This window comes from Shewanella sp. MBTL60-112-B2, assembly GCF_019655055.1.
Taxonomy (GTDB): Bacteria; Pseudomonadota; Gammaproteobacteria; order Enterobacterales; family Shewanellaceae; genus Shewanella.
Genome location: NZ_BPFA01000014.1, coordinates 41,264 through 62,785, shown reverse-complemented (window position 1 = coordinate 62,785; position 21,522 = coordinate 41,264). Strand labels below are relative to the sequence as shown.

At 43.4% G+C, this 21,522-nt stretch carries 18 protein-coding genes; 7 read left to right on the top strand and 11 right to left on the bottom strand.

Annotation, left to right across the window (positions count from 1 at the left end; translation table 11 throughout):
- Nucleotides 1-2: 2 nt before the first annotated feature.
- The 3 genes from K5Q73_RS10860 to cmoA are packed head-to-tail and all read right to left on the bottom strand — an operon-like array spanning nt 3 to nt 2,503.
- A complete protein-coding gene (locus K5Q73_RS10860) occupies nt 3-758 on the bottom strand; it encodes an ATP-dependent zinc protease (protein ID WP_220763333.1) in 756 nt (251 codons plus the stop codon).
- Nucleotides 759-782: 24 nt separating this feature from the next.
- On the bottom strand, nt 783-1,775 hold the full coding sequence (gene cmoB / locus K5Q73_RS10855) for a tRNA 5-methoxyuridine(34)/uridine 5-oxyacetic acid(34) synthase CmoB (protein ID WP_220763335.1): 993 nt from the start codon (nt 1,773-1,775) through the stop codon (nt 783-785).
- Entirely contained in the window at nt 1,772-2,503 is a 732-nt protein-coding gene (gene cmoA / locus K5Q73_RS10850) for a carboxy-S-adenosyl-L-methionine synthase CmoA (protein ID WP_220763337.1), read from the bottom strand. The genes cmoB and cmoA overlap by 4 nt, the downstream gene beginning before the upstream one ends.
- Before the next feature lie 149 nt (nt 2,504-2,652).
- Between cmoA and K5Q73_RS10845 the strand changes: the two genes are divergently transcribed.
- The 7 genes from K5Q73_RS10845 (at nt 2,653) to K5Q73_RS10815 (ending at nt 13,945) form a co-directional block, all read left to right on the top strand.
- Nucleotides 2,653-5,463, top strand: coding sequence for a diguanylate cyclase domain-containing protein (locus K5Q73_RS10845; RefSeq protein ID WP_259650794.1), 2,811 nt, complete (start codon nt 2,653-2,655; stop codon nt 5,461-5,463).
- Between the two features lie 170 nt (nt 5,464-5,633).
- Nucleotides 5,634-7,427: an aspartate--tRNA ligase gene (aspS, locus tag K5Q73_RS10840; RefSeq protein WP_220763346.1), complete on the top strand. Its 1,794-nt coding sequence runs from the start codon at nt 5,634-5,636 to the stop codon at nt 7,425-7,427.
- 158 nt (nt 7,428-7,585) lie between these two features.
- On the top strand, nt 7,586-8,329 hold the full coding sequence (locus tag K5Q73_RS10835) for a YebC/PmpR family DNA-binding transcriptional regulator (protein WP_220763348.1): 744 nt from the start codon (nt 7,586-7,588) through the stop codon (nt 8,327-8,329).
- Nucleotides 8,330-8,336: 7 nt separating this feature from the next.
- Complete coding sequence (gene ruvC / locus K5Q73_RS10830) at nt 8,337-8,858, top strand: crossover junction endodeoxyribonuclease RuvC (protein WP_220763350.1); 522 nt, start codon at nt 8,337-8,339, stop codon at nt 8,856-8,858.
- Complete coding sequence (gene ruvA, locus K5Q73_RS10825; protein WP_220763352.1) at nt 8,855-9,472, top strand: Holliday junction branch migration protein RuvA; 618 nt, start codon at nt 8,855-8,857, stop codon at nt 9,470-9,472. Before ruvC ends, ruvA begins: the two co-directional genes overlap by 4 nt.
- A gap of 9 nt (nt 9,473-9,481) precedes the next feature.
- On the top strand, nt 9,482-10,495 hold the full coding sequence (gene ruvB / locus K5Q73_RS10820) for a Holliday junction branch migration DNA helicase RuvB (protein WP_220763354.1): 1,014 nt from the start codon (nt 9,482-9,484) through the stop codon (nt 10,493-10,495).
- Nucleotides 10,496-11,335: 840 nt separating this feature from the next.
- Entirely contained in the window at nt 11,336-13,945 is a 2,610-nt protein-coding gene (locus K5Q73_RS10815; protein WP_220763356.1) for a TonB-dependent receptor, read from the top strand.
- Nucleotides 13,946-14,001: 56 nt separating this feature from the next.
- Here the strand turns inward: K5Q73_RS10815 and gloA are convergent, their stop codons facing one another.
- From gloA to rsxA, 8 genes are all read right to left on the bottom strand, one after another.
- Nucleotides 14,002-14,412, bottom strand: coding sequence for a lactoylglutathione lyase (gloA, locus tag K5Q73_RS10810; protein WP_220763358.1), 411 nt, complete (start codon nt 14,410-14,412; stop codon nt 14,002-14,004).
- Between the two features lie 391 nt (nt 14,413-14,803).
- Nucleotides 14,804-15,445 (bottom strand): endonuclease III, encoded by a 642-nt coding sequence (nth, locus tag K5Q73_RS10805; RefSeq protein WP_220763360.1) that lies wholly within the window; start codon nt 15,443-15,445, stop codon nt 14,804-14,806.
- A gap of 43 nt (nt 15,446-15,488) precedes the next feature.
- A complete protein-coding gene (locus K5Q73_RS10800; RefSeq protein WP_220763362.1) occupies nt 15,489-16,184 on the bottom strand; it encodes an electron transport complex subunit E in 696 nt (231 codons plus the stop codon).
- On the bottom strand, nt 16,181-16,816 hold the full coding sequence (gene rsxG, locus K5Q73_RS10795) for an electron transport complex subunit RsxG (protein ID WP_220763364.1): 636 nt from the start codon (nt 16,814-16,816) through the stop codon (nt 16,181-16,183). Before rsxG ends, K5Q73_RS10800 begins: the two co-directional genes overlap by 4 nt.
- A gap of 18 nt (nt 16,817-16,834) precedes the next feature.
- Complete coding sequence (gene rsxD / locus K5Q73_RS10790; protein WP_220763366.1) at nt 16,835-17,887, bottom strand: electron transport complex subunit RsxD; 1,053 nt, start codon at nt 17,885-17,887, stop codon at nt 16,835-16,837.
- Between the two features lie 3 nt (nt 17,888-17,890).
- Complete coding sequence (gene rsxC / locus K5Q73_RS10785) at nt 17,891-20,314, bottom strand: electron transport complex subunit RsxC (RefSeq protein WP_220766145.1); 2,424 nt, start codon at nt 20,312-20,314, stop codon at nt 17,891-17,893.
- Nucleotides 20,308-20,877: an electron transport complex subunit RsxB gene (gene rsxB / locus K5Q73_RS10780; RefSeq protein ID WP_220763370.1), complete on the bottom strand. Its 570-nt coding sequence runs from the start codon at nt 20,875-20,877 to the stop codon at nt 20,308-20,310. The genes rsxC and rsxB overlap by 7 nt, the downstream gene beginning before the upstream one ends.
- A gap of 2 nt (nt 20,878-20,879) precedes the next feature.
- The gene (gene rsxA / locus K5Q73_RS10775) at nt 20,880-21,458 is read right to left on the bottom strand and encodes an electron transport complex subunit RsxA (protein ID WP_220763372.1); all 579 of its coding nucleotides are present in this window, start codon (nt 21,456-21,458) and stop codon (nt 20,880-20,882) included.
- Nucleotides 21,459-21,522 lie beyond the last annotated feature (64 nt).

Sequence of the window (21,522 nt, the reverse complement as noted above, 5' to 3'; positions counted from 1 at the left end):
TCCTATTTATTGGTTTTAGACGGCTTAGCGTCTTGTTTTTTTCCGTGGATAAAAGTTTGCCCAACATCGACTACCGCGATGTCTTGCATAAACTTACGACCAAGTAGCAATGGATACTCCAAATGGCTACGATCGCTTAAGTTCAGATCTGTCTCAGCCTTATATTGGCCAATTTCTAAGTGAGCATGGATAACCGGTCTACGGTCACTTTTCTCATCAGAGTCTTGTTTGATCCTTACAAAACGTTCTACCTTTGACTCAAATGTCTTAGCAGGCTGCTTGTCACCTTGAGTGAATACGTCGAACCTAACCCATTGACTGCCATCTCTTTCAAATAGGATGATGTTACGGGCATCCAGTGATGAAGATTCGGCGCCAGTGTCAATTCGAGTATCAAAGCTTGCTTTAACCTCATCAACATACACGTTCTCGATAGCGCCTAGCATGAACTTGTCACCAATAGGTGAAGGCGGGCATTGCACTGGAGCGACAACCGGAACAACTGCAGCTTTTTCTTTGACATTAAGCTGGGCAACCTTGGCATTGAGTTCTTCAATTTGTGTGGTTAGCGAAGCAAAGCCTGCCGACTGTGCTTGATTGCAGGTATCGATAGCACCAAGAATATTGGCTTCTTGTTTAGTTAGACTGGTTTCTAATGCCGCGGCATCAATCGGGATCGGGGCGTTGTTTTCTTTAGTCGTTGCGCAACCTGACATAAGGGCTGTTATTGCGGCGATACAAATTATCTGCTTGAACATAGTGCTTCCCATTTACTATTTTGGCTAGATCAAATCTTTATTAGGCTGATTTTTAGTGGCAATGATTGTTGCCCTTTTAGGCGCCGGATAGCCTTCAACCGTTAGGCTAACATCATTAGGGTCTAAATAATCTACTAATGATTCATTTGGCATCCATTGAGTCCTTCTTTGCTCTGCAAGTGAAGTCACATCCACATCAACACAACGTATATCCGTGAAATCACACTTCTTTAGCCAAAGCATTAGTGCATCAACAGAGGGTAAAAACCACACATTATTCATTTTTCCATATCTGTCTTTTGGCACGAGTACGGTATTTTCATCTCCATCAATCACTAGCGTTTCAAGTACCAGTTCACCGCCAGTACGAAGCTGATCCCTTAGCTGATAAATATGATCGATAGGTGAGCGGCGGTGGTATAACACCCCCATTGAAAAAACGGTATCAAAGGCATCTAACGGTGGTAGCTCTTCAATGCCAAGCGGCAAGAAGTGAACTGGATGTTCATTACCCGCTAAGCGTTTCACCGCTTCAAACTGGCACATAAATAAAGGTGATGGGTCGATACCCACCACATGCTTAGCGCCTTCACCCAACATTCGCCACATATGATAACCACTACCACAACCCACATCTAAAACGGTACGATTGGCGAGTGGCGATATATGTGGCACAACACGGTCCCACTTCCAGTCTGAGCGCCACTCGGTGTCAATTTCAATGCCGTGCAGTGAGTAGGGGCCTTTTCGCCAAGGTTTAAAAATCCCTAAAAGATTTTCAAGCTTCTCTCTTTCGCCATCACTTAACTGTTCACCTGAACCAATTTTTACACTGGTTTTAAAGTCGATAACGTCGGCATCAGGATAATGCAATTTATTGAGCACTTTTTCCCACTTTGGTAAGGAGCCATGCTTGTGTTCACGCTGCCACTGACCAAGAATTGATGGAAGCGTCTCTAGCCAGTGTTGTAGGCTAGAGTCTGAAATTTGTTTGTAAAACGAGCTAAAGCTAATCACTTGATTGCCACCATTGATGCAAAGTTAAAACATTGGAACCAAACGCTGAACTGGCTAAATCCCTGTGCTCTGATCCTATTTTCGTGTTCGATGAGCGTATCTGGCTTCATCACATTCTCTAATGAACTGCGTTTTTGACTGATCTCTAACTCACTGTAACCATTTGCTCTTTTGAAATCGAGGTGTAAATCATCTAATGTCGATTGGATTTTTTCTTCTTTAAAGTACAGCTTTTCAGAAAGTACCAGCAAACCACCAGGCAAAAGACCTTGATAGATAGTGTTAAGCAGGTTTTCACGATCGCTAGGAGCAAGGAACTGCATCGTGAAATTAAGCACGACTAATGAAGCATTCTCAATTTTGATATCACGAATATCACCACACACTAGCTCGACAGGCGTTTCACTCACATAAGCAGATAAGTTTTCGTTACAGCGCTCAATCATAGACTCGCTATTATCGATAGCGATAATTTGGCAATTACGGCCTTCGACACGGCGGCGAATACTCAGAGTCGCAGCACCTAATGAGCAACCCAAATCATAAATTTTACTGTTTGGAGTCGCATATTTTTGTGCTAAATCACCTATGGTATTAATGATTTGACCATAACCAGGAACAGAGCGCCTGATCATATCGTTAAATACACCTGCTACCTTGTCGTCGAATTGAAAATCGCTGACATGTTCGTATGGCTTAGCAAAGAGATTGTCTTGAGAAGAGTTCATGTGATCAAATTGTGGGAGTTCAACAGCTCATTCTAGCTAAACATGGCTATAAGCGGCAAGACTAGCACTAGAATTTCCTTATAAAATTTTGTCTAATAGCAATATTGAAACAAAAGGTACGCATATTTTTAACTTCTTGGGAAATGTAATTGAAAACTATCACTTGTTTGTTGCTTACAATAGCAGCAATGTTCGTCACATTTCCGGCTATCTCAGCAACGGCAGTTGATAAGTCGCCGCTTATCATAACCATGAGTAATGATACTTACCCATTCCAGTTTGTAGATGAAAACAATCAACCCAGTGGGCTCTTGGTTGATATCTGGTTAGAGTGGTCGAAACAGACTCAAACTCCAGTCATTTTTAAACCTGTAGATTGGCTTACTTCCCTTAGTGACTTAGACAGAGGTCGGGCTGATGTTCATATCGGTATGGCAAAAACAAACGCAAGAGATGCGTTGTATGCTTTTTCATCAAAAGTTGCCAGTGTAAATAGTTTTCTTTATCTCAATTACCAGCTTCCCATTCCAAAAACGTTTTCCGACATAATTCCTTACAGAATTGGAGTCGTTAAAGGTGCTGCACAGATAGAAATTTTAAAGGGTTTAGAGCCAAAACTGACATTCGCTTATTTTGATAATCGTAGCGAATTGCTGAAGGCTGTGATGGATGAGGAGGTGTTTGTATTTGTGGGGCTTGAAGGCTTTTTAAGAGAAAGCCAGATTAACAACACCATTTCGGTTAAATACCCACTCGATAAGCGTAAACTCATCTCTTCATTTTACCTCTATCCTGCATTAAAGGTCGAAAATAAAGCATTAAGATTAAAAATAACATCCGGATTTGAGGCTATCAGTCCAGAGATCATTGAAGAGCATCAGCACAAGTGGTTGGGCAATCTTAGATATCAAAATGATATCGTGATTGCGATGCAAGTGGGAGTTGAACCATTTGCTGATATTGGCGCAGATGGTTTTCCTCACGGTTTGTTAATTGATATTTGGAAGCTATGGTCTGAGAAAACAGGGCTGCCGATCCGTTTTGTGGCTGGCAGCATGAAACAGAGCATCGACAATGTAAAGAGGGGAATTGCCGACGTGCATTTAGGCTACCCTGAGAGTGCGTCGATGCAGACGGGGCTGAATCGCGCTCATACCATTTATCGGGTGACCAGTCGGTTATTCTCGTTTGAGCAAAGCTTACAAAATGTTGCTGAGTTAAAGGGGAAAGTCATTGCTGTTTCGGCTACATCTCCCTACCTATCAGAGCTCATTGATGCTCTTCCCGAGTCAGAGATCCGTTATTACCATTCTGTCGATAGCATGATAGAGGCGGCAAAAAAAGGAGAGGTGAGTGCATTTGTTGCTGCCGCGGCCTGGACTCAGCATTATTTGCTGTTAAATCACAATTGGGAGCAATTTCATCAGTATATGGGGCTTGAATTTAAAACCGATTTATACGTGCTTAATCGTGGTAGCCAACAAGGGTTTTCTCAAAGAATAGCTGCAGGTTTTACGCTGATCTCTCAAAGTGAATTAGCGCAAATTGAACGGAAATGGATGTTGAATCCTGAAGATAGAATTTATAAGAGCCAGCAAGGTCTAATCAACTTAACGCCTGTTCAGCAGCGAATAATTGATGAGGTTGGCACTGTAAAGGTAGGTTACCTTCGTAATTGGCGTCCGATGGAGTATCAAAAGGCGGGTCAGTATGCGGGGATTAATAGTGAAATCGTCAATATTATAGGTAATGAACTGGGGCTCGATATTGAAACGCAAGTTTTTGATGAATGGAGTAACTTACTTGACGCTCTAGTCAGTGGTGAAGTTGATATCGCAGGCAGTGTGGCAAAAACCACTGAACGTGAATTTCAATTAAGTTTTTCTGATTCATATTGGCCCTCTCCTTGGGGAATAGTCACCACATTAAATAGCGTGAATACCTATAGTTTAGACGATCTGAGTGGGCAGCGAATTGCCGTTATTGAGGGTTACCATATTGTGGGTGACCTGATGCAAAAGTATCCAAATCTGAAATTAATATTGGTGCCAGACAGTGATGCAGGCTTACGTGCGGTGAGTCAAGGTCAAGCAGATGTTTTCATCGATAAGGTCGTTAATCTAAACAGCGGTATTCGAAGCGAGCAGTACTCTAACTTAAAAATGTCGATGCTAGTAGACTTTGCTGAGCAGCGCAGTCACTTTGGTGTACACCATAGTAAGAGGGCCCTGATACCGCTAATTAACGCGGTCTTGGCAAATATTGATCCCACTCTACAGCAGCAGATCCATCAAAAGTGGGGATCTCAGACCATTGAACTTGGTCGTGAGGAATATGAAAACAAAGTGAAGATTGGTATTCTGGTGTTTACGACGCTAAGCATGGTGGCGATTATTGCATTAATAGCGAATCGTCGTTTACGAAAAGAGATCGCTTTGCGTATTGAAGCTGAAACTAAAATGGCACACTCAGCTAAACACGATAGCCTTACTCAATTGCCGAATCGTGCGCTAATTGAAGACCGTCTTGAACAAGCTATATTGTCACATGCGAGGGACACGGCGCAGTTTGCTGTAGTGTTCATTGACTTAGACCACTTTAAACAGGTCAATGATAGCTATGGGCATCAAGTCGGTGATAAGTTACTTGTCCATGTAAGCGAAGTACTGACAAATGGCATCCGCCGATCAGATACCGTAGGGCGTCTAGGTGGTGATGAATTTGTGATTATTTTAAATGATATAAAAGATTTAAAGTCGGTTAATGATGTCACTGAAAGTTTGTTAGTGAGTCTCTACCAGCCTTTTGTTATTAACCAGCAAGCTATATCAGTGTCGGCCAGTATAGGGATCGCAATTTATCCTAAAGATGGCGATTGTATCGATGCACTATTGAAAACAGCAGATAAACAGATGTATCGTGCTAAAAATGCGGGTGGTCGGGCATATAGGAGCACTTAGATTTGCTAAAATAAGCAAAACTATTCAATTATTAATCCAAATTGATTGATAGTTAGCCGACTAGTCGAGAAGTTATTTGGAAAACGGCAATATTTCTCTATAATGCCGCTTTTGTCTTGTTTTGAACCAGATCCTCAAGCATCGCTTTGCGGAATAAAGGAAAGAGTTAAATGCGCAGTCATTATTGTGGAGACGTCAATAAGTCTCACGTAGGTCAAGAAGTGACCCTAGTGGGTTGGGTTAATCGCAGCCGAGATTTGGGCGGCGTAGTTTTTCTCGATCTTCGTGATAGAGAAGGTATCGTTCAGGTTGTTTATGATCCAGACCTTCCTGAAGTTTTTGATGTTGCAAGCACACTACGCAGCGAATTTTGTGTTCAGATTAAAGGCCTTGTAAGAGCAAGACCAGATAGCCAGATTAACGCCGATATGCGTACTGGTGAGATTGAGATTTTGGGTCTAGAGCTAACTATTTTGAATAGCTCAGCACCACTACCAATCAATATGGACAAAAATCAGCACAACACTGAAGAGCAGCGTTTAAAGTACCGTTATTTAGACCTACGTCGTCCAGAAATGGCTGACCGCATTGTATTTCGCTCAAAAGTGACCAGTGCAGTAAGACGTTTCTTAGATGGTAACGGTTTCTTAGATATTGAAACGCCAATTCTCACTAAAGCGACACCAGAAGGTGCGCGTGATTATTTAGTACCAAGCCGTACTTATAAAGGCCAGTTCTTCGCATTGCCACAATCTCCACAATTGTTTAAGCAGTTGTTGATGATGTCTGGTTTTGACCGTTACTACCAAATCGTTAAGTGCTTCCGTGATGAAGACTTACGTGCTGACCGTCAGCCTGAATTTACTCAAATCGATATCGAAACGTCATTCATGACCTCTACGCAGGTGATGGATAAGACTGAAGAGATGGTACGTGGACTATTTAAAGAGCTGTTAAATGTTGATTTAGGTGAGTTCCCTAAAATGACATTTGAAGAAGCGATGCGTCGTTTCGGTTCTGATAAGCCAGATTTACGTAACCCTCTAGAGTTGATTGATGTTGCAGACATCGTTAAAGAAGTTGAGTTCGCAGTATTTAACGGCCCTGCAAACGATCCTGAAGGTCGCGTTGCGGTATTAAGCATTCCTGGTGGCGCTAAGCTTTCACGTAAACAGTTAGACGAATACGCTAAGTACGTGACTATTTACGGTGCGAAAGGCCTAGCTTGGATGAAGGTGAATGACCTTAGCCAAGGTATGGAAGGCATTCAGTCTCCAGTACTTAAGTTCCTAAGCGAAGATGTGGTTAAGGCTCTACTTGAGCGCACTGGCGCGCAAACTGGCGATCTAATCCTATTTGGTGCTGATAAAGCTAACATCGTTGCTGAAGCAATGGGCGCGCTACGTCTTAAAGCGGGTGAAGATTTTGACTTGCTACAAGGCGAGTGGAAGCCACTTTGGGTTGTTGACTTCCCAATGTTTGAACGCACTTCTGATGGCGGCTTGCATGCAATGCACCACCCATTCACTGCGCCAAGTAACATGACGCCAGAAGAGCTTGAAGCAAACCCTATTGCGGCTATTTCTGATGCGTATGACATGGTACTAAACGGCTGTGAATTAGGCGGTGGTTCTGTACGTATTCATGACAGCAAGATGCAGTCTGCAGTATTTAGAATTCTAGGTATTAACGACGAAGAAGCGAGTGAGAAGTTTGGCTTCTTACTTGAAGCATTGCGTTATGGCACACCACCACATGCAGGTCTAGCGTTCGGTCTTGACCGTATCATTATGTTGATGACAGGTGCTAGCTCAATTCGTGACGTGATGGCGTTCCCTAAAACAACCACCGCAGCTTGCCCGTTAACCAACGCGCCAGGATTTGCTAATCCTGCTCAATTAACTGAACTTGGTATTGGTGTTTTAGAGACTGAGTCCAAAGAAGAAACTAAAGACGCTGAATAATAAAGCGTTATAAGAGCCGAGTTAAGACTCGGCTTTTTTTTCGATAAAATATACCCAAGCGACTTTCAATAAAAGCCACAAGGTACAGGTCTAACTTGCTGTAGTTAATTGCAGTTTAGTCATTGTAGGTCTTTTGGGTATAAGCAAAGGGGATGGATATGGCAGGACATAGTAAATGGGCCAACATAAAACACCGCAAGGCTGCGCAAGATGCAAAGCGTGGTAAGTTGTTTACCAAGTTTATTCGTGAATTAACCGTTGCTGCCAGAGAAGGCGGCTCAGATCCAGATTCGAATCCACGGTTACGTGCAGCAATTGATAAGTCTCTATCAAACAATATGACCCGAGATACGGTCGAACGTGCGATTAAGCGTGGCGCAGGTGAGCTCGATGGCCAAGTATTAGAAACCATTATCTATGAAGGCTATGGCCCCGGCGGCACAGCAGTGCTGGTTGAAACCATGACTGATAATAAAAATCGTACCGTATCGGGTGTGCGTAATGCATTTAGCAAATCTGGTGGTAACTTAGGTACAGATGGTTCAGTTGCCTATCTGTTCGAAAAGAAAGGCATCATTTCATATGAAGGTGTCGATGAAGATACGGTTATGGATGCGGCGTTAGAAGCGGGCGCTGAAGATGTGGTGACTAACGAAGATGGTTCTATCGACGTGCTGACATCGCCTGAAGATTTCGGTAGCGTTAAAGATGCATTGGATCATGCAGGGCTTGAATCGGTCAATGCTGAAGTAACCATGATCCCTTCAACCAAAGCTGACTTGGATGCTAATACAGCACCTAAGTTTTTGCGCTTAATTGATAATCTTGAAGATCATGACGATGTTCAAGAGGTGTATCACAATGCAGAAATTTCTGACGAAGTGATGGAAGGTCTGGAATAAGTAAAATATGGCCATTATTTTGGGGGTCGATCCTGGATCTAGGATCACTGGGTACGGTGTGATTAAATGTGTCGGCCGGCAGCAAGTTTATGTAGGCAGTGGCTGTATTCGTACTAGCTCTGATGAGTTACCTCTACGCTTAAAGCAAATTTTCGATGGTTTGTCCGAAATCATAAGACAGTATCAACCGGATGAGTTTGCCATTGAGCGTGTGTTTATGGCTAAGAATGCGGATTCCGCATTGAAACTTGGTCAAGCAAGAGGCGCAGCTATCGTTGCAGCCACAGCGGCGAATTTGCCTGTAGCCGAATATAGTGCAACTCAGATTAAAAGTGCTGTGGTCGGAACTGGCCGAGCGCAGAAATCACAAGTTCAGCACATGATCCAACAACTACTTAAACTCCCAAGCGCGCCGCAAGCCGACGCAGCTGATGCGCTTGGTGTGGCGGTGTGTCATTATCACACTAGCCAGAGCTTAGTTGCCTTGGGCGGCAGAGCAAATGTAAGAACATATGGACGATATAAATGATAGGTCGTATTCGCGGAATACTTATTGAAAAACAGGCACCAGAAGTACTGGTCGACGTTGCTGGCGTTGGTTATGAGATCCAAATGCCACTTACCAGCTTTTACGAGTTACCAGAACTTGGCCAAGAAGCGGTGATCTATACGCATTTTGTTGTCAGAGAAGATGCACAGCTGCTATATGGCTTTGTTTCAAAGCAAGAAAGAAGCTTATTTAGGCTACTAATCAAGGCTAATGGTGTTGGGCCTAAGCTGGGGTTAACGATTTTATCAGGCATGACCGCGGGTGAATTTGTGGCTTGTGTTGAGCGTGACGATATCGCTACATTGGTGAAATTGCCAGGTGTGGGTAAGAAAACTGCTGAACGTTTATTAGTTGAAATGCGCGACAAGCTCAAGAGTTTGATGGAAGCTTCTGTCGGCTCTGAACGCGAGTTTATGCTGCAGTCTAATTATAAAGTTCCTGAGGCGGTGAATACTGCTGAAGAAGATGCAATTGCCGCATTGCTTTCTCTAGGTTACAAGCCAGCGCAGGCTAGCAAAGCCGTTTCGGCGGTATATACAGATGGCATGACATCTGAAACCCTGATTAAATCAGCACTCAAATCGATGCTTTAAGGAAATTAAATGATTGAAGCAGATCGACTCATACACCCTAATATAATTGAGCGTGATGAAATCGAAGCCGTTGATCGCGCCATGCGACCTAAACTGCTGGATGAATATACTGGTCAGGATGATACTCGCGCACAGCTTAAGATCTTTATTCAAGCTGCTCAAAACCGCGGTGAAGCACTAGACCATATGCTGATTTATGGTCCTCCCGGCCTAGGTAAGACCACATTAGCAATGATTGTAGCTAATGAGATGGGCGTGAATATTAAGTCAACATCGGGACCCGTGTTGGAAAAAGCGGGTGACTTGGCCGCGCTGCTGACGAATCTAGAGCCAAACGATGTGTTATTTATCGATGAAATCCATCGTTTAAGCCCCGTGGTTGAAGAGATCTTATATCCAGCAATGGAAGATTATCAGTTAGATATTATGATTGGAGAGGGGCCAGCGGCTCGTTCAATTAAGCTAGATCTACCACCATTCACGCTTGTCGGTGCAACAACCCGTGCTGGAGCATTAACTTCGCCTCTAAGAGCCCGTTTCGGTATCCCACTTAGACTCGAGTTCTATAATGTTAAAGACTTATCAAGCATTGTGACTCGCTCAGCTAAAGTAATGGATCTTGAAATTGATGACGAAGGCGCAGTTGAAATTGCTCGTCGCTCTCGTGGTACACCTCGTATAGCGAACCGATTACTCAGACGTGTGCGTGACTTTGCCGAAGTAAAACATAGCGGAGATGTTACTAAAGTTGTCGCTGAACAAGCATTAGATATGTTAGATGTTGACGCTGAAGGCTTCGACTATATGGATAGAAAGCTGTTGCTTGCGATTATTGATAAGTTTATGGGTGGCCCGGTTGGTTTAGATAACTTAGCAGCAGCAATTGGTGAAGAACGAGAAACAATTGAAGATGTATTAGAGCCGTTTTTAATCCAGCAAGGCTTTATACAGCGAACTCCTAGAGGGCGTATTGCCACACCAAGAGCCTATAACCACTTTAATATTATTCAGCCTGAGTCTTAACCTTGTTAGGGACTTCACTGTCCTGCAGCGCTAAATTCAGTTCCAAACCTTCTACTTATCCAATTCAGTAAATTCATCAAATATTAGAGGAGCAAGGCAGCAATGCTCCTCAATACCTACTCAGCCGTTTTCTCTAGCCTTCAATATTGTGCAGCAATATGGGTTGCCTGTGTCTAAAAGCTTCAATTGTGAACATTAGTATGGCCTTAACTGATAAGGTGCAATCGTTAATAACTCATTGTTAATTAAGATGTCCTTAGTGCCATTGCCATTACAAGTTATAGGCTCGATTAAATGACTAGATCGACTTGCGGGAGTGAAACACAAGACTGAGATATAGGTTGTGATGTCTTTGTACGTAGTTGTGAATTGTTACTCTGTCGAGTTGTTACATTTGCTCACATCTGGTCAATCTAGAGCGAAGCCTTCCTGAACAGCAACTGAGTACTAGCTCGATTATATGCGAAAAAGTATGAGCAATATCTAAAAAAACGCTCTAAAACACTGTGACTTACTAAAGTCCATAGTGAGAAAGTGTGATGCGTGTCACACTTTGTCGCTTTGGTCTGGTTAATGAAAGGTTGCAGTCTTTTTGGTTGTTTTATCTTTGCTTGGAGGTTTTTACAGAGCATTTAACTTCTTGGTTCGGTTGGGCGCATTATGATTCTGTTTTCGATTTAACTGTCGTTACTTTTAGTTCGATTTTATTTAACAAAATAGTGTGAATAGTTAATGAATTGCTCGATTGACGGCATAAACGTGAAATTGCAGTATCCATACCAACGCCAAAAATAACAAATGGCGTGTATATAAAAATAAAAGGTTAGGGAGTACTACATAATGAACAGACCATCTAAATTGGCCACAGCGATCAAGTTCGGTTTAATCGCTTCGGTTTCTACGACAGCCTTTACCGTGTCAAATACAGCTTTCGCAGAAGAAGTCGGCGCCGATGTAGAACGCATTGCTGTTACTGGCTCCCGCATTCAGCGTACCGATATGGAAACTGCTTCTCCAGTGACTGTAATCGATGCTAGCGCAATTAAGGCTTCTGGCGCGACTTCTATTGATGAAGTGTTACAAAAAATGACCGCAACTGGCGGTGCCATGACAAACCCAGGCGTTAACAACGGCTCACAAGGTGGAGCGTCAATTAACTTACGTGGTTTAGGCTCACAAAGAACACTCGTTCTAGTTAACAACCGCCGTATGGTTAACTCAGGTACCGGCGCAGCTTCTACGGTAGATTTAAATACCATCCCAGTATCAATGATTAAGCGTGTTGAAGTACTAAAAGATGGTGCATCATCTGTTTACGGTTCAGATGCTGTTGCTGGTGTAGTAAACATTATTCTTAAAGATGATTTTGAAGGTTTAGAGCTAAATGTTCAAAGCGGTATCTCTGGTCAAGGTGATGCTGAAGAGACGAGCTTTGATTTAACCACTGGCGGCAACTTTGATGGCGGTAACGTTGTCATGGGCATTCAATACATGAAGCGTGGCTCAGCAAGCCAAGCGGACCGTGGTTTTTCCGAATGTCCTTTAACAGAAAGTGGCGGCGAGTTGGTTTGTGCGGGTAGTGTTTACTCAGAGAATGGTCACCTTTATGGACCAGATGGAGACTACCAAGGCAACCCTGATGGCAGCTGGGACGAATATAATCATGTAGAAGATGCATATAACTATTCTGCGGATAGCTTCTTATACACGCCTATGGAGCGTTTAAACTTCACCGCACTGGCGAACTTTGACTTAACTGACGATACAACTTTGTTTACTGAAACTATGTATTCAAAGCGTTGGTCAGAACAGCAAATGGCACCGCAACCTATCTATACAGAGTTTAAGTATACTGAAGCTATGGGTGATAGCTTACTAGAGCATGGTATCAATTATGGAGACGATCTTGGTTATGCTCGTCGTTTGACTGAAGTGGGACCACGTGAATTCAGCCAAGTTGTCGATACAGCGCGTGTTGTTGTTGGCCTAGAAGGTATGCTAGATAACGGTTGGACATGGGACACATCTGTGAACTACGGCCGTAATGATTCAGTAGACCGTCTTGCTAACTTGGTTAACATGGGCTCGCTAAATGAAGATATTACAGAAGGTACCTTCAATCCATTAGACCAAACATCATGGGCAAGCGATAACATGGAAGGCTACACTTACACCGAGCAAAACACTGGTGGTAGTGAAATGCTAATTCTATCGGGTAACCTTTCTGGTGAGGTGATGGAGTTGCCTGCTGGCTACTTAGGCTTTGCATCGGGTATCGAGCACCGTAAAGAGAAAGCTTGGTTCATTCCTGATTCGCTAACCGCTCAAGGTCTAGCAAACGATCCTAAAGTTGACCCAACTGAAGGTGAGTACGATGTAAATGAAGCTTACTTAGAATTAGCTATTCCATTGCTAGCAGATCTTCCTCTTGCTCAGCAAGTTGACTTAAGTGCGGCAGTACGTTACTTCGATTACAGTACATTTGGTAGTGACAGTACATGGAAGCTTGGTTTAACTTGGAAAATGACTGATGACTTGATGCTACGAAGTGTCGCATCTACAGCCTTTAGAGCACCATCAGTTGATGAATTGTATTCAGGAAGCGCGACTTCATTTGATAAGATCACTCACCCTGTAACTGGTGAGAAGAGCTACCAAGCTGAAGTGACTCGTGGTGGTAACGAAAACCTTACTCCAGAAGAAGCTGAAACCTTCACTGTAGGTTTTGTATATTCACCTAGTTATTTAGATGGATTCTCTGTAACAGCTGATTACTACGATATTTCAATCACTAACTCTATTGCGTTAGTTGATTCAAACTATATCGCAGAGCAGTGTATGAATAGTTCTGGTGAACAAATCAATAAAGACACAGCGCTTTGTCAATCGGCTAATATTACGTATGATCCATTAAGCGGCAAAATTAAATTTAATAATCAGCTACAAAACATCGGTGCAGAAGATACTTCAGGTATTGACGTGAACCTAGCCTATACATTTGAAGTGTTGGGCTTAGATTGGAGAACCGGTCTAGATACGACTATTCTGCTTGAGAACGTGTCTGAAATATCTGGTCAATCTATCGATTATGCTGGCTATATCACATCGGGTATGGGTAGCTTTGCCAAGGTTAAGAGTAACTTTGACTTAGGCGTACAAGGTGCAGATTGGTCTGCTAACTATCAGGCTCGTTATATCTCAGGTATGGATAGCTATGACTGTCAAGCAGCAGATGCAAGCTGTTTAGCTCCAACAGTTGGAAGTGTTGTTTACCACGATATTTCTGGCTCATATTACTTCAATAATGGACTTCAATTGTCATTAGGTGTTAACAACCTATTTGATAAAGAACCGCCATATTACTCAGGTAATAACGACGCTAACACCGATCCGTACACGTATGACACACTTGGACGTTATTTCTACCTTCAAGCAAGTTTCAAAATCTAAACGGTTGAGAACTTAAAGAAAAAGCGCCCTAGGGCGCTTTTTTATTGCTTTAAAAACTAACCTAAACCGTTTTCAGCAGAACTCATTTGAATAAATTCAATTTTATAGCCATCAGGATCTTCTACAAAAGCGATTTCAGTTGTGCCGCCAGCAACGGGTCCAGCAGGGCGGATAACCTTACCACCGGCCGCTTTAATTGCTTCACAGCGGGCATAAATATCTTCTTCACCGATTGCGATATGACCAAAAGCATTGCCGTGATCATAAGACTCTGTTCCCCAGTTATAAGTCAGTTCTATAACTGCGCTACCCGTTGACTCTTCGTCATATCCGACAAAAGCCAAAGTGTATTTATATTCGCTGTTCTCGCTCTGTCTTAGCAATTTCATGCCTAAAACTTTGGTGTAAAACTCGATACTGCGTTCAAGGTTGCCAACACGGAGCATGGTGTGTAGTAGTTGTGCCATGATATATATCCAAGTGATAGGGTAATAGATGTGCAGAAGTATATCTAAAATAATGATGATAGATACAGTTTGTAAAAATTGAGCCAGATCAATTTCTTTAGGCAGTACCTAGATCACAAAATGCCTAAATTAGTCTGAGAAAGGCGCATATTTCTTATATTATTGACTCAGTTACTTAAGGAGAACACCATGCAAACCGAACTAAAGATGTCACTAGCTCTTACAGCTGTTATTGCTGCGTTTTTAACTGTTTTCTTTATCTGTATGTACTAATCACTATTTAGTTTTGGCGATACGATAGATTGCTTTAACTTAATATACATAGAGATACAAAAAAGCCGCTAATAGCGGCTTTGTTGTATCTGATGAATCAATCTAGCTGGTAAAGAGATCAATCCTCTGGATAAACCTTGTCTTTGAACTCACAGAGGTCCTCGATAATACAGCTACCACAGCGAGGTTTACGGGCAATACAGGTGTAGCGACCGTGCAAGATAAGCCAATGGTGCACATCGACCTTAAACTCAGCAGGAACGACTTTTAGCAGCTTGTTCTCCACTTCAACGACGTTTTTACCCATCGCAAATTTGGTGCGATTTGAGACCCTGTCTATGTGAGTGTCGACCGCGATGGTTGGCCAACCAAAAGCGGTGTTGAGTACCACATTTGCGGTCTTTCTACCTACGCCGGGAAGGGCTTCGAGTGCCTCACGATCCTCTGGTACCTCACCGTTGTACTTTTCGACTAAGATTTCACAAGCTTTTACCACATTAATGGCTTTATTGTTGTATAGGCCAATAGTTTTAATATATTGCTTAAGGCCTTCAACACCAAGCGCTGCAATAGACTGCGCTGTATTGGCTACCGGAAATAGTTTATCGGTAGCTTTATTAACACTAACATCTGTAGCTTGCGCTGATAATGTAACGGCAACCAGTAGCTCAAAAGGGCTTGAAAAATTAAGCTCAGTTTCAGGGTGAGGATTATTCTCTCTAAGTCTTTCAAGGATCTGGCGGCGCTTCTCAGTATTCATTATCTCTATATCCGTATCGTGTATTTTTGTTATTTATCGCGGCTTAATTGACCTTAGTAATACGCGCTCGAGTAGGCGCTTCTTGCTCGACTTTAGGCTGTTTAGTTGCAAGATATTGATCGATGACATTTTTAAGTGCGATGAGTAAGCCCATACCAATAAAGGCGCCAGGTGGTAACATGGCCAATAAGAAGCTAGTTTCAACTTGCCAGATATGAATAGTCAGTGACTTAGCCCATTCGCCTAACAATTGATCGGCACCGTAAAATAGTGTGCCTTGACCTAATATTTCACGAGCTGCACCCAAAATACACAGGACTAAGGTAAAACCTAAACCCATCATTAGTCCGTCAAAAGCCGATTTAGCAACATTATTACGCGATGCAAAAGCCTCGGCGCGACCGATAATAACGCAGTTAGTGACGATGAGTGGTAAGAAGATCCCAAGTGATAAATACAAGCCGTAAGCGTATGCATTAATTAATAGTTGCACGGTTGTTACTAGTGCTGCGATGATCATTACAAACACAGGAATACGGATCTCTTTTGGTACAAAATCACGCACCAGAGAGACTAAGATGTTTGAGCCGATTAATACCAGCATGGTCGCAAGGCCTAAACCTAGAGCATTGGTTAAGGTCGCGGTCACAGCCAGAAGAGGGCACAGCCCTAAAAGTTGCACTAGACCAGGATTGTTCTTCCAAAGTCCCTGTTTGGTTAGCTCTTTATAATCACTCATTTTGCAACCTCGCAATTGGCAGGTGTCGATAACAGCTGTGCCTTATTGGCATTAAAATAGCTAACAGCATTTTTAACGGCTTTCACATAGGCACGCGGTGTGATGGTAGCACCAGTAAATTGATCGATTTCACCGCCATCCTTTTTTACATTCCAGCGTTTATCATTATCTGATAATAAAAATAATCCATCAAATGAGCGCACCCAATCGGATTTTCTCAGTTCTATTTTATCACCCAGCCCAGGTGTTTCTTGATGCGATAGTGTACGTACGCCTAACACTTCACCTTTATCGCTGATGCCAACAATAATACGGATATTACCGTTATAGCCATCAGGTGCAATCGCCTCAATGGCAATAGCCACACCCTTATCGTTTTTAGTCGCGATATAGGCAGGCAGTGAGTTATCAGTGCCTAAAAACTCCATAGAGTTAAGCACAATACAGTGCGCAGTGAGTTCGTTATCGTGGATTTCATCGGGAATGATCTGATGCAGTACACGCGCGAGTTCAACTTTCTCTTGTTGCTTGATTTTATCGTAAGTAAATAGGTTTACCGCAGCCACTAGACCCGTGCACAAGAGTGCAAATAGACCTAGAAGTGAACCATTCTTTAACATTGATTTTTTCAAAATAAATTCTCTTTATGCTCAGTTGCCCGTGCGGTGGCCATAAGTACGCGGTTTAACGTAGTAATCAATAAATGGAGCACACAGGTTAGCCAGTAAAACGGCAAAAGCGAAAGCGTCTGGGTAGCCACCATAGGTACGAATAACATAAACCAGCACACCAATAAGCGTACCGAACAACAGTCGTCCTTTAACACTGGTTGCGGCTGTTACAGGATCGGTAGCGATAAAAAATGCCGCAATCATGGTGGCGCCAGAAAACAGCTGCAGTAAAGGGCCTACATGGGTATCTGGACTTAACAGATAACCGAAACTGCTACAGACAAAAAGTGAACCTAGAATGGCGAAACTGATGTGCCAGCGGATCACTTTTAGTTTTAACATAATCAGGCCACCTGCAAGGTAAGCCATGTTGACCCAGAACCAACCAACGCCATAACCATCACTGAAAATGGCTTTACTTAAGCTCTCAGAAGTCGTTAAGCCTAAAGATAGGTCAGTCTTAACAGTATCGAGCGGGGTCGCCATTGCCACGCCATCAAAACCGAGTTTATAAAGACTTAACTGCTCGGCGCTCATTGAGCCAAATATAGCCTGCAGCGTTAAGCCAGTATCCATTGGATTTTGAGCAATCGCAGTTGGAATAGACCAGCTAGTCATCTGTACTGGGAACGAAATAAGCAGCATGACGTATGCGGCCATTGCGGGATTGAAGATATTCTGCCCAAGCCCCCCGTATAACTGCTTAACAAGCACAATAGCAAACAAGGTGCCAATCACCACTAACCACCAAGGGGCGATTGGCGGTATGGCAACGCCAATTAATATAGCCGTTAACACGGCGCTGTTATCGCTAATGGTAGAAAGCACTGCGCGTTTTCTTAAGGCAAGAACTGCTGCTTCAGCAGTTAATGCGACAATAATTGCCAGCAAAACTTGTATGAGTACGCCAAAGCCGAAAAAATAACACTGAGCGGCAATGCCTGGTAGGGCACATAAAATAACCCGGCGCATCACACTTTGGGTTTGTAGATGCACCTTTAAATGAGGTGACGAGGCTAATTTAAACGCCATGGTTTATTCCTTATCCTGCAATTTTTGTTGCATCTTTTTCGCTTTAGCTTTAGCAACTGCTGCGGCAATGCGAGCCTTCTTAGCATCTTCAGCTGACAGAGGTTGTGCTATTTCAGTGTCTACCGGCTTGCTAGGTTGAGCTTCAATAGCTTCAATTTCTGAAACTTCAATCTCTACAGCTTGAGCTTCTATAGCTTGAGCATCAGTCGGTAAAGATGCTTTCTTGGCCTTAGCTTTGGCAACTGCTGCGGCAATGCGAGCCTTTTTAGCATCCTCAGCTGACAGAGGTTGTGCTGTTTCAGTATCTAACAGTTCGTTAGTTTGAACCTCAACGTTCTCTGCTTCTGAATTTTGCTCCACTACAGCATGAGCTTCTGCAGCATGGAGCTCTAAAGCTTGGCCTTCAGGCGATAAAGAGGCTTTCTTGGCCTTAGCCTTTGCAACTGCAGCAGCTATGCGTGCTTTTTTTGCATCCTCGGCTGACAGTGTTTCAGAAACTTCAGCACTAGAGGTTTCAGCTTCTGTAGCTTTAGTTTCTGAGCTATCGCAAGGTAGAGCTTTATCTGCCTGCGCCGCTTTTTTGGCCTTTGCACGTGCAATAGCTGCAACAATTTGTGCTTTCTTGTCAGTTACTGGAGACTCAGTTGAAGCATCTACTGTATTAACATCTGCAGTGACATTTGATTTTTTAGCTTTAGCACGTGCAACAGCGGCAGCAATTTGCGCTTTCTTGTCAGTTGCTGGAGACTCAGTTGAAGCATCTACTGTATTAACGTCTGCATTGACATTTGATTTTTTGGCTTTAGCACGAGCAATAGCTGCTGCAACTTGCGCTTTCTTGTCTGTTGTCGTCTCGGCAGCTGTTGTGACTTCACTCTGCTGACTATCGGCCGCTTTCTTAGCTTTAATGCGGGCCATCGCTTCGGCAACGGCATCTCTGTCACCGCTAGACATATTGCCCTTACGGCGATCTGCAGCTTCTTTAGCTTTGGCTTCGCGAGCAAGCTTTTCCTCTTCTAAACGCTGAAGTCTTGCTTCAAAACGTTGCTTAGCAAAATCAGCTTGCTTCTTCTCTTCGGTTTGAGTACGTATTGCTGATTTAGCGATACGGTAATACTCAACCAGTGGAATATCACTCGGGCAGACAAAGCTACAGCAACCGCATTCGATGCAGTCGTGTAAGTTAAAGCTTGTGGCTTTGTCGTATTCTTCTGCTTTTGCATGCCAAAACAGTTGCTGAGGTAAGAGTAGGCTAGGGCAGACAACCGCACATTCACCGCAGCGAATACAAGGTTTCTCATCTTGTTCAGGCGCTATCTCTTCGCTGCTAGGTAACAAAATGCAGTTTGTCCCCTTTAATACCGGGGCAGAAATATCAGGTAGTGAGTGACCCATCATCGGGCCACCGATAATGACTTTATCAGTGGCTAAATCGCCATTAAAACCAAGCTGTTTGAGAATATGTTTGATTGGCGTGCCAATGGGTACCCAGTAGTTACCTGGTGTTTGGCTATTTAAGCCTGTCACGGTGACAACACGGCGCGTTAGAGCATGGCCATTAGTAACGGCGTCATAAATGGCATAAGCTGTACCTACGTTTTGTACTAACATGCCTAGCTGTGCCGGAATGGAGCCAGATGGCACTTCTTGGCCAGTTAAAATCTGTATTAGCTGTTTCTCACCACCAGATGGATACTTGGTTGGAACTGCGGTGATCCTGGCGCTATCTGTCACTAACTCGCTGCGATTAAGCGCATGTTGCATCGCTTCAATTGCTTCGGGCTTATTATCCTCGATGGCGATAATGATGCGCTTTGGCTTGAGTAGCTTTTGGATGATTGCAATACCTGACAGGATCTCATCGCTGTGTTCGCGCATGAGACGATCGTCAGAGGTAATGTAAGGCTCGCACTCAATACCGTTAATAATAACCAGTTCAATGTCACTGGCTGGACTCAATTTAATATGAGTAGGAAAAGCTGCGCCGCCTAGTCCTGCAATACCTGCCTGTTGAATCTTGCTTAAGATCTCTTGGTTACTTAAAGATGCTACATCTGAGCTTTGGATCTCGCACGATTCATCTAAGCCATCAGCATCAATTACGCAGCTTAATACTGCAATGCCAGAAGCATGATTACTTGGCATAGGTTGAATTTGGCTGATAACACCGGACGTAGGTGCATGCACAGGGCTATAAGCAAAGCTAGTGCCCGATGTCAGACTCTGACCTTTCAGTACTCTATCGCCAACTTTCACCGTGAGAAGAGCACTTTCTCCAACCTGGGTGAGAGGCAAAACGTATTGACTTGCAAGTGATAACTCACAAATTGTTGTTTTATTTGATAGATTTTTTAATTCTGGAGGGTGAACACCACCATGTGAGCGCCAAAGCGTCCCTTTATCAATTTGCTCTAATAAAGTTAACACGGCTTATCCTCTTGCAACTGCTTGACGGGAATGGCGTTCAGTTGCCAATTCCAGGTCTTAGTGGTCTGTTCTACTGGTAGCATATCGATACAATCAACAGGGCAAGGCGCAACACATAGGTCACAGCCGGTGCAATAGTCGGTTATGACGGTATGCATTAATTTTCCGGAGCCTAAAATGGCATCAACCGGGCAGGCCTGTATGCACTTTGTACAGCCAATACACTCATCTTCACGAATGTATGCGACTTTTTTAATTTGGACTGCTTCGGTGGCATTAAGTGGCTCTGGTTCAACGCCCATTAGGTCTGCGAGTTTTTCCATCGTGGCGGCGCCACCGGGAGGACACTTGTTGACCTTGTCTCCATTGGCAATGGCTTCAGCATAAGGTCGACAACCTGGGTAACCACATTGGCCACATTGAGTTTGTGGTAATAGTGCTTCAATTTGATCGGTTAAAGGGTTGCCTTCAACCTTAAATTTCTCAGCGGCAAAGCCCAGTAATACACCGAATACGAGCGCGAGTATTGTAAGTACAGCAATAGCGATGACAATAGCGGACATGTTTATTTAACCAACCCTGTGAATCCCATAAAGGCAAGTGACATCAGTCCTGCGGTGACCATAGCAATGGCCCCACCTTTAAAAGGGGTAGGGACATCGGCGGCTGCAAGACGTTCTCTCATGGCAGAGAAAAGAATTAACACTAATGAGAAACCGACCGCAGCAGCAAATCCAAAGATGGCAGATTCAATAAAGCCATGTTTTTCATTGATATTAAGCAGGGCGACACCGAGAACGGCACAGTTAGTGGTAATCAAAGGCAGGTAAATACCTAAAGCACGATGTAGCGATGCACTGGTTTTTTGAACCAGCATCTCGGTAAACTGCACCACAACAGCAATCACAAGAATAAAACTCATGGTGCGTAGGTACCCGAGATCAAAAGGTAGCAACAGGTACTGATTGACCAGGTAACTCAATATTGAGGCTAGCGTTAGCACGAAAGTCGTCGCCATCGACATGCCGATAGCCGACTCAAGTTTGCTAGATACCCCCATAAAAGGGCAAAGGCCAAGAAATTTTACTAATACGAAGTTGTTGACTAGCACTGTGCCAATCAATAACAGGAGATATTCACTCATCTCTAATCAAATTTTTTAGACAGAATTGACTCTATTATCGGCTTTTCCTAAGCCATTAACAACA